Source organism: Endozoicomonas sp. (assembly GCF_031844845.1).
In the GTDB taxonomy this organism is placed as follows: domain Bacteria; phylum Pseudomonadota; class Gammaproteobacteria; order Pseudomonadales; family Endozoicomonadaceae; genus Endozoicomonas.
In genome coordinates, this window is record NZ_JAVRMB020000252.1 from 1 (window position 1) to 9182 (window position 9182).

The following is a 9182-nucleotide window of genomic DNA, read 5'->3' on the forward strand; positions in this document are numbered from 1 at the left end:
AGATGTGTATAAGAGACAGACCTGAGCAGGTACAACCCCGACATCAATGGCATCATCCTCTCCGGTTCAAATTATGTACCCGGACCTTTATTAACCCTTGGCAAAACCATTGCCAAACTTGAGATATGGCGACAGGGAGCGTTTGGTAACAGCCCTGTTATTCATCAGATGATGTTTGCTGACTACAATCGAAAGTTCAAACCTAATATCACGGACTTTGACTGGTTAAGCCGAGATCCAGAGTCCGTCCAAAAATATGCGACCGACCCCCTTTGTGGATTTGCCTGTACCAATCAGCTCTGGGCCGATTTATTTCAGGGTTTGCAGGAAATTTGCTCACGCAGCACACTGGCAAAAATTCATCACCCGCTTCCGATTCTAATCATTGGGGGGGATAAAGACCCGATAAGCGCGCCCAATGGACTCAGACGTCTGGAGAAAGCCTTTACCGATTCCAGCCATAAAAATGTCAGCCTGAAACTCTATCCCGATGCCCGGCATGAGTTATTTCATGAAGTGAATCGTCAGGAAGTTTATGGGGACTTGCTACTGTGGCTGGAAAGGCACTCTTTTTAATTATCTTTTAATTTTACTGAAAACAGTATCCAGTTAAGAGTTCATTAATGTTGCCTTTGCATAATGTGCACACAACCTGGTTAGCGTCATTTTTCTTCCGAAAAGAATGGCTCTAATCCGTTTTGATGCACACATTTGAAGGCAGGAAAAAATGTTCAAACAAATCACTACAGCCCCACTGGCAGCTTCCGTATTAATGAGTTCTTCCGCTGTCATGGCTAATGACTGGTTTGTGGGCGCTACTTTGGGAAGCTCGGATCATGATATTAAGGCTGATGGCGGTAACGGCCAGTTCAAAGATTCATATACCGGTCTCAGGGCAGGCACCTTTATCAATGACAATATTCGCCTTTATGCTAATTTAGGCCGCATCAAGGGCTCTGACAAAGCAGATATTGAACCAGGCGTACAAATGGACCAATCAATAAACAATGAAGAACTGAGTTTTTCAGTAGACTACATAGACAACCTGTTTCAGCTCGAGAGCACAAAATACTTTGTGGGAGGAACCCTCGGTTACAACCGCATGAAAGTCGATATTGATGTCAAAGAACTGGGAATCACGGTGGACAAGGCTTCAAAAAAGGATAGCGGGGCCCTATATGGTGTTCAGCTGGGTTTGATTCAGGAGTTTACACCCGCCATCTCTGCCGAACTGGGCTATCGCTATATACATATGGATAACAAGGTTAAGTTAGAATTTACCGACCCTGCTGACACAATGAAACTAAAACAAAAAGACCAGCAAATGGTCTATATCAATGTTTCCTATCAGTTCTAATTCGAATTAAAGACACCTGTAGTATAATAAGCAACATGCCATATAAATCTGGCATGTTGCTGTGTATTGAAAAACCTCACGGCCAGAAAAATTAAACGTATTATCAGTATTGTCAGCCTGTTAACCATCGCATTCCTGCTCGCCGGCTGCGCCCAGATGACCACCACCACCCGTCAGACAGAAAGCGGCAAAGAGATCACTATCGGTCAATTCCCGCCCTTGCCAGAATCCGAGTGCACAATGGTTCACAACGAAGAAATTGTTCAGAACCTGTTACAGCGCTATACCGATACCGGTGCTCTCCTTGGGTATTATGCTGATTCAGAAAAAACTATGGCCATTGCCGAAGCCAAATCCGCCAACTATGTGCACATCTATATCCCACCCCAAAAATTGCTGCCGGGTTTTATTGACCTGAATTATAATGATAAACCAAGGGCAACCTACTACCAGTGCAAACAGATTCCGTTCCGTTAATGTCTGATCAGAAGGAGCGTCGGGTGAATATTCTTGTGGTCGAAGATGAAGCACTTTTACTCCATCATCTGTGCTACCAGCTCCAGGAGGCCGGGCACACTACCCTGCCGGCGGATAATGGCAAAGAAGGCTGGCATTTTTTTCAGAATCACACACCGGATATTGCGATTATTGATCTTGGACTGCCCGACCTTGACGGCCTTGAGTTGATCAAAAGAGCCAGAAACAAAGGTATTGCCACCCCTATTCTGGTGCTGACCGCCCGGGGCAACTGGCGGGATAAAGTCAGCAGTTTAAATGCCGGTGCCGATGATTACCTGGTCAAACCCTTTGAGCTTGAAGAACTCAAAGCCCGCCTGAATGCACTGATCCGTCGCAGTGCCGGTTTTTCCCAACCGGTAATGGCCTCCGGCCCATTCAGCCTGGATACCCTGACACAGCAGTTTATGATCAACGATGAATCAGTCCCCCTGACCAGCTATGAATATACTGTGATGGAGTCATTCCTGCGTAACGCTAATAAAGTGTTGTCACGCTCCACGCTGGAAGATCAGCTTTATGGACACGATCATCCCCCGGACAGCAATGTCCTGGAAGTATTGATCAACCGTCTGCGCAAAAAACTGAAACAACACAGCGATACTAATCCCATTGCCACCGTTCGCGGCCAGGGTTATCGATTCGAATTGCCAGCCCATGAAAAGCCAGGCCAATAAAAAACCATGCGCCTGATTGAATCCCTGAAAGGTCGTGTGACCATTGCCGTAACGCTGCTATTGATTATCTCCTTTAGCCTGGTGCTGATATCGGTCCTGAGTTCTTTCAACGAGACCATAGAACGCACCACGCGGGAACAAATGGCGTCTAATGCCAATACCATGCTGGCCGCCGTCGCCAGGGAGGAAAACGGGCAGCTGGTAATGCCCGAGCAACTGTCGGATAAACGATTCAACACACCCGGTGCAGACAATTTACTGGGTTATATTTACGATGCCAGTGGCCACCTGGTTTGGCAGTCTATGTCTACCAATGGCAATCCCATTAGCTATACGCCTGATTTTGATCTGGAAAAACGTGTCACTTTCAAGATACTGCAACTGGAAGGAAAACCCTTTCTTGCCTACGAGGTCGACACCCTGTTAAGCAGAAAATCCCCGGGCTATAGCTTTGTTACTATCGTACCCGCTCAACGTTACTTTGCGATTATTGACGTTTTTAAAAACCATCTGCGTATCTGGATAAGCCTTGTATCCCTGCTTATTCTGGGCACCTTCTGGCTGGCCTTATGGTGGTCACTGAAACCATTCAGACAAGTCTCAAAACAACTCAATGATATTGAATCCGGGCATCGCCAGTTCCTCCATGGGGCGTTTCCAACCGAAGTTAAACGACTGACAGACAGTATTAACACACTGCTGGTTTCTGAACAAAAGCAGCGGGAAAAATACCGTACAACCATGGATGACCTGACCCATAGCCTGAAAACACCCCTCGTGGTATTACAAAGCTTCAGCAATACCCTCAAGATTCAAAGCGATAACCCCAACAAAGAAACCATTCTGGAACTTTGCCATAACCTCAACACCCAGGTTAACCGGATGAATCAAATTATTGGTTATCATCTGCACCGAACCATAACCGGTCAGCTTGGTTTAACCCGTCAGGTCGTTCAGATTCAACCGTTAATTAACGACCTTCGGAATACCCTGACCAAGGTTTACCTGGAAAAACAGGTGAACACTCAGATAAACCTTGACCCATCCTGCCTGTTCCATGGTGATGAGGGCGATTTTCTGGAAATTATGGGTAACCTGATGGAGAACGCCTTTAAATTCTGTAAAACAGCCGTTTCTGTTACTGGCTATATACAAACAACACCGCAAAAACCATCGGGAGAACTGATTTTAATCATTGAGGACGATGGACCAGGCATTGCCGAAGAAGAACATAAGCGGGTTTTTCAAAGAGGTATCAGGGCCGATTGCCAGAAACCCGGCCAAGGCATTGGACTGGCTATTGTCCGTGACCTTATCGAAGGCTATGAAGGGCATATTGCTATTACTGAATCGGCTATGGGTGGCGCTTTGATTAAAATCAGCCTGCCCTGACAACATTGAAACAGGGCCAGCCGACAACACGTAAATATAGACAAACGATGACTGAGAAACCTACCCAGTCATTACCTTTGTTTTTGTCACTCTGCCTTTGGCTTCCATGACATCAGACACCGCCAACCATTCCACCATCAATTAAAAAATCGATTAAAAAGAAGAACCCGGCTGTTTAAGAAATTCAACTTCTTCCGGGGTGGAAACCCTATCAAGAATCTCATTCCGGTGAGGATAACGTCCAAACCGGTCAATAATCTCCTTATGCTTTTGCTCCCAGGCAAGATCCAGCCCATAACGCTTGCGCAACCCCATCGCCTCTTCATGAACAACCCGGGATTCACTGTGCATATAAGGCATCAAGATCAGATTTTTCTGAAACTCACCCAGATGATCCAGTGCTCCGGTACTCACCGCTTCCTGGGCAAGCACCAGCGCAATCCCGTCGAAAGCAAAGGACTTCGCTGAGTCCCGGAACATATTCCGACTGAACTGGTCAAGAACGATCAACTCAGCCACCCGCCCTGCAGGGGTTGTCCGCCAGCTGAAAAGCTCACCGGCCACGGCCATGGCATGTATCTCGCCGAAACGCTCAATAATCTGCTGATCCAGAGCAGGATTCTTTTCATACCACTGTGCTGGCTTCAACTCTTGAAACCAGAAATCCAAAACTACCTGAGACTCTTTCATAACACGATCATCCCCCTTTATACACACACTTAGCGTTAACGCTATCGCGAGCGAAATCAAGCGAAAGCAACCAACCATATAAGCTCCCTGCCATTGAATAAATACTACCAACCAGCCAATTACAGAGTACCTCACAGGTTAACTATGTTGGCAAGCCGCCGATTTCTGAAATATGGACAGACCTTCAGGCATTAACGGCCCACATCACAGTCAACATACTCCTCCAGAGAGCAGGCCAGATACACCGAACAGCAGCCAGACCATTACACTAACCCAGGGTTTGAGAGACGGTTCTGCACAAGAGATACCGACAACACAACTCTCTGAGCGCTCAGTCACAAAAGCGGAGTCAGCCTCCTATCCGGGCTGGCTACCTGCCCCACTGAAAGAGATTGCCAGAGTAGCCGCCTTATTCTCATATGATCTTGTCAGGACCACCTTCCAGACACTTGCCAAAGGCTGGTCTTCCCTGGAGCAGGAAGTGTCTGGTCCTGCACAGGAGATACCGACAACACAACTCTCTAAGCGCTCAGTCACAAAAGCGGAGCCAGCTTCCTATCTGGGCTGGCAACCTGCCCCACTAAAAGAGATTACCAGAGCAGCAACCCATTTCTCATATGATCTTGCCAGGACCACCTGCCAGACACTTACCAAAGGTTGGGTTTCCCTGGGGCAGGGAGTGTCCGAGGCTTCTAAATTCGGGATTGGCGCACTGGGGCTTGCAGCCTCATTGGCACAGGCAGGACTTGCCGCAGCAGGAGAATTCGCTGATGCAAAAGATATGGCGATACCAGACAGCAAAGTAGACATGGTTGGCTGGGCTCTGGCTAAAGCCGGCATTAAAACCGTTGGAGTACCAAAATCGGAGTTGCGCCAACTCGGCATGTCTCTTGCCATGCTTCATCTGGGTAAACAGCAGGACATTCATATCACCCGGGGAAAGCTGGAGCTGACCTCCAAAAGTGACCGTTCAGCAGGACTAAGATGGGCTCGTAGTTACAGACCAGAGAGTACTCAAACACCATCACTCCAAACTCAGGGAGTAACGGCTCCAGCCAATGACCAGTCAGGCAGTGAAAACCCCATTATAAGAATCAGTAATATTCACCTTGAGGGTATACAGCCCGGGATAGTAAGACCACCTGAACCCGGTAGTAAAAAAGAGAGCCTGGTCATCAAGGCCGACAGGCTCGCCTTTGAGGTAGAATATGTTCCATCTGGCCCGGCAGAGAAAAGCCAGAAGCAACCCATAACCCTCTCTATAGAAATCCATGAGCCAGAGTTTATTGGCGAAAGTAATCTCCTGTCATTAGTCGCCACTTCCATCAACCGCTATTGTTCAAGACTAATGGAGCCGCTGCCGGATAACCCTTTTACGCGCACAGGTAATATTTCACCAGAGCCACCTATCTGGAATCAGGAAGAAACCGGCGTTCAACTCAAGTCTCACACAGCAAATATCGAGCTCAGAAATATCAAAAGCCTTGCACCCGACATGTCTGATTACATCCCCGATGTGACAAGCCTGTCCCTGATCGATTTACATGCAGGGCGTCATCAGAATCTGGCAGGAGATCAGGCATCGAAGCCAAATATCTTTTTCGATAGCCTTGAATTCAGTGACAATCAATCCGGTCCGTTTCACATTCGGACAGGCCAGATGAAGCTGGATGAAGACCTGAATGGCTCACTGGATATTATGGTGCAAACTCCTTTCTCAAAGCTGGAAGAGTTTATGGAACAACTACCTGAATTCGCAAAGGCACTGGCAAAGAAAAAAGTCACTGGAAACAAGGCCGGCGATAATAGGCTGGGTATTATGATCCACCTGGATATATCTCGTGGTGATATAGACTTAAACACTCTCACCGCACTGGGAGTCAGCGAAAAGAAGCTACCATTACTTCAAAAACAAATTGAAAAAGGCGTAATTCGAGCCCTGAAGTCAAAACACACCCGATTCAGAGATCTACCTTCAGGTAATAAAGAGTTCAAACTCGACTCTGTTGCTATTTCAGATAAAGTCCCTGATCTTCTCAAAAATAAACTTCACGGAATGACTTCAAAGAAAATTTCAGGCTATTATGACCTTGGCGACACGCCCTATATCAAGACAGGCTCGAAAAGCAGGGGGAAAATTTCCCTTACCGAGCTTTTGCAGATAGCCCCCCGACCCGGTTCAAACCCCACTGAACCTTCTTGAAAAATACCACCACCAACTTCTGATTCAGTAACCTCAGCTGAAGTGTTAACCTTTCAATCCAGAGACAAGAAATGGTGAATTAAAAACCATTCCGGGAGTCCTCCAGTACTCCACAACAGGTACGATAATCATTCCCGATCAAAATATACTGCCCCTGATCGGTAGGCAGGCCACTCTGGCTACCGGCTATCCATACTTTAACAAAGCAATAGAGCCATACCTTATGCGCAAGCTGGAAAACATACCATTTGAAGAGTTAACCATCGGCACCAGGGCCAGCCTGACCCGCACACTGACCGAAGAAGACCTCCTGCTGTTTGCCAAAGTATCCGGAGATACCAATCCGGTTCATCTGGATGAGGCGTATGCAGCAACCACACAGTTTGAAGGTCGCATTGCCCACGGCATGTGGACAGCCTCACTGATTTCCTGTGCCCTGGCCACCAAACTTCCTGGCCCGGGTGGTATCTATCTGGGACAGGAGCTAAAATTCATGCGCCCGGTAAAAGTCGGCGATACGGTAACCGTTGAACTGGAAATTCTGGAGATCAACGAACAGCGCAAGCGTGCTACAGTCTCCACTAATGTAGTGAACCAGAACGGTAAAACCGTGGTGAAAGGCAAGGCAGAAATCATGCCTTCTTCTGGTAAAGTTGTGGTTGATGAATACCCTCTGCCTGAGGTGATATTAAAGCCAGCCAACTGAACGACCGTTTTTGCTTGATAGTTGCCTGATAGTTGTCTGACTTTCAGGCTTCGCTACATTCACGAAAATAATAGCCCGGCATTATCCGTGTCCATAAGTGAAGATGCCGATAGCGACAGGAAGCAGGCAGTTATGACAATCACCTCTTTTCATCCCCCAAGACGCACCCTGATGGGGCCTGGTCCTTCTGATGTTCATCCGAGAATCACGGAAGCACTGTCTCGCCCCACCATCGGACACCTTGACCCCGAATTCATCCGAATGATGGATGAGTTAAAAACACTGATCCAATACGCCTTTAAAACCAGTAATCGTCTCACATTACCCATCTCCGCCCCCGGATCTGCAGGAATGGAAGCCTGTTTTGCCAATCTGGTCGAAGAAGGCGACAAAGTCATTGTATGTATCAATGGCGTCTTCGGCGGTCGTATGAAAGAGAATGTCATACGCATGGGTGGCACTGCTGTGGTTGTGGAGTCTGACTGGGGCAGAGCCGTAAGCCCGGTTGCCGTTGAAGAAGCACTGCAAGCCCACCCTGATGCAAAAATTCTGGCTTTTGTTCATGCAGAAACCTCAACCGGTGCACGCTCTGATGCCAAAACGCTGTGTGAGCTGGCCAAAAAACATGACTGCCTGACTATTGTCGATACGGTCACCTCTCTGGCCGGTTCTGAGCTGGAGGTTGATAAATGGGGAATTGATGCGGTTTACTCTGGTTCACAGAAGTGCCTGTCCTGTGTTCCCGGTCTATCCCCTGTCAGCTTCAGCGACGCGGCGATAGAGAAGATCCAGGCCAGAACAACACCTGTGCGAAGCTGGTTTCTCGATATGAACCTGATCATGGGCTATTGGTTTCAAGACGGGGGAGGCGAGGGAAAAAGAGCCTACCATCATACGGCACCGGTCAATCAACTTTATGCGCTCCACGAATCGCTCTGCCTGCTACAGGAAGAAGGTCTGGAAAATAGCTGGAAGCGCCATCAGCTGCATCACCAGGCTCTGGTGGCAGGTCTTGCCGCCATGGGGCTTGAAATGCTGGTACCTGAAGAAGAGCGACTTGCCCAGCTGAATGCCGTCCTTATTCCGGAAGGCATTGACGATCTGGCGGTAAGACAACAGTTACTGACGGAGTACAACCTTGAGATTGGTGCAGGACTCGGAGCCTTTGCCGGAAAAGTATGGCGAATTGGCCTGATGGGTTATGCCGCCAACCAGACCAATGTTCTGAACTGCCTTTCTGCACTGGAGTCAGCCCTGTTGAGACAGGGTCATAGCTTCACTCCGGGCGAGGCCGTAAAATCAGCCGTTTCAGTTTATCAATAAAATAGCAGGGCTCAGGGTGTTGAGCTTAGGGGAAACAGCAATTAAGAATCTACCATCGTCATCCCCGCGAAGGAGGCTGTCGTAAAAGGGAGAATTAACACCTAACCGTCATCCCCGCGAAGGCGGGGATCCACTGCTCGAGATAGACTCCCTCTCTCGAGATGGATTCCCGCCTTCGAGGCTGTCGAAAAACCCTCGTTCCCATGCTCTGCGTGGGAATGCATACGGATCTGGCCGCATGTGGAGAAACCTCTCCTTGTCCGAACCTGTGGGGGTTTCAGGCTGGTTATTCACTTGTGGCGAGTACGGTATGCATTC

General features: G+C 48.2%; 9 protein-coding genes. 8 read left to right on the forward strand and 1 reads right to left on the reverse strand.

Features of this window, described 5'->3' with window-relative positions; genetic code table 11:
- Positions 1-21: 21 nt before the first annotated feature.
- The 5 genes from RM811_RS13565 (at position 22) to RM811_RS13585 (ending at position 3942) form a co-directional block, all read left to right on the forward strand.
- Positions 22-576, forward strand: a complete 555-nt coding sequence (locus RM811_RS13565; RefSeq protein WP_402525191.1) for a serine aminopeptidase domain-containing protein — start codon at positions 22-24, stop codon at positions 574-576.
- A 151-nt stretch (positions 577-727) separates the two neighbouring features.
- Positions 728-1357 (forward strand): outer membrane beta-barrel protein, encoded by a 630-nt coding sequence (locus RM811_RS13570; protein WP_402525175.1) that lies wholly within the window; start codon positions 728-730, stop codon positions 1355-1357.
- Positions 1358-1423: 66 nt separating this feature from the next.
- Entirely contained in the window at positions 1424-1834 is a 411-nt protein-coding gene (locus RM811_RS13575) for a hypothetical protein (protein ID WP_402525178.1), read from the forward strand.
- Positions 1834-2550: a response regulator gene (locus RM811_RS13580; protein WP_402525180.1), complete on the forward strand. Its 717-nt coding sequence runs from the start codon at positions 1834-1836 to the stop codon at positions 2548-2550. Before RM811_RS13575 ends, RM811_RS13580 begins: the two co-directional genes overlap by 1 nt.
- Before the next feature lie 6 nt (positions 2551-2556).
- Complete coding sequence (locus RM811_RS13585) at positions 2557-3942, forward strand: ATP-binding protein (protein WP_402525182.1); 1386 nt, start codon at positions 2557-2559, stop codon at positions 3940-3942.
- A 153-nt stretch (positions 3943-4095) separates the two neighbouring features.
- Here the strand turns inward: RM811_RS13585 and RM811_RS13590 are convergent, their stop codons facing one another.
- A complete protein-coding gene (locus RM811_RS13590; RefSeq protein WP_402525185.1) occupies positions 4096-4632 on the reverse strand; it encodes a DUF924 family protein in 537 nt (178 codons plus the stop codon).
- 172 nt (positions 4633-4804) lie between these two features.
- On the opposite strand from RM811_RS13590, the gene RM811_RS13595 reads away from it, so the two are divergent.
- The 3 genes from RM811_RS13595 (at position 4805) to RM811_RS13605 (ending at position 8864) form a co-directional block, all read left to right on the forward strand.
- A complete protein-coding gene (locus tag RM811_RS13595; protein ID WP_402525188.1) occupies positions 4805-6835 on the forward strand; it encodes a hypothetical protein in 2031 nt (676 codons plus the stop codon).
- Between the two features lie 223 nt (positions 6836-7058).
- Positions 7059-7541, forward strand: a complete 483-nt coding sequence (locus RM811_RS13600) for a MaoC family dehydratase (protein WP_402525189.1) — start codon at positions 7059-7061, stop codon at positions 7539-7541.
- Positions 7542-7673: 132 nt separating this feature from the next.
- Positions 7674-8864: a pyridoxal-phosphate-dependent aminotransferase family protein gene (locus tag RM811_RS13605; protein ID WP_402525193.1), complete on the forward strand. Its 1191-nt coding sequence runs from the start codon at positions 7674-7676 to the stop codon at positions 8862-8864.
- The last annotated feature ends 318 nt before the right edge of the window (positions 8865-9182 follow it).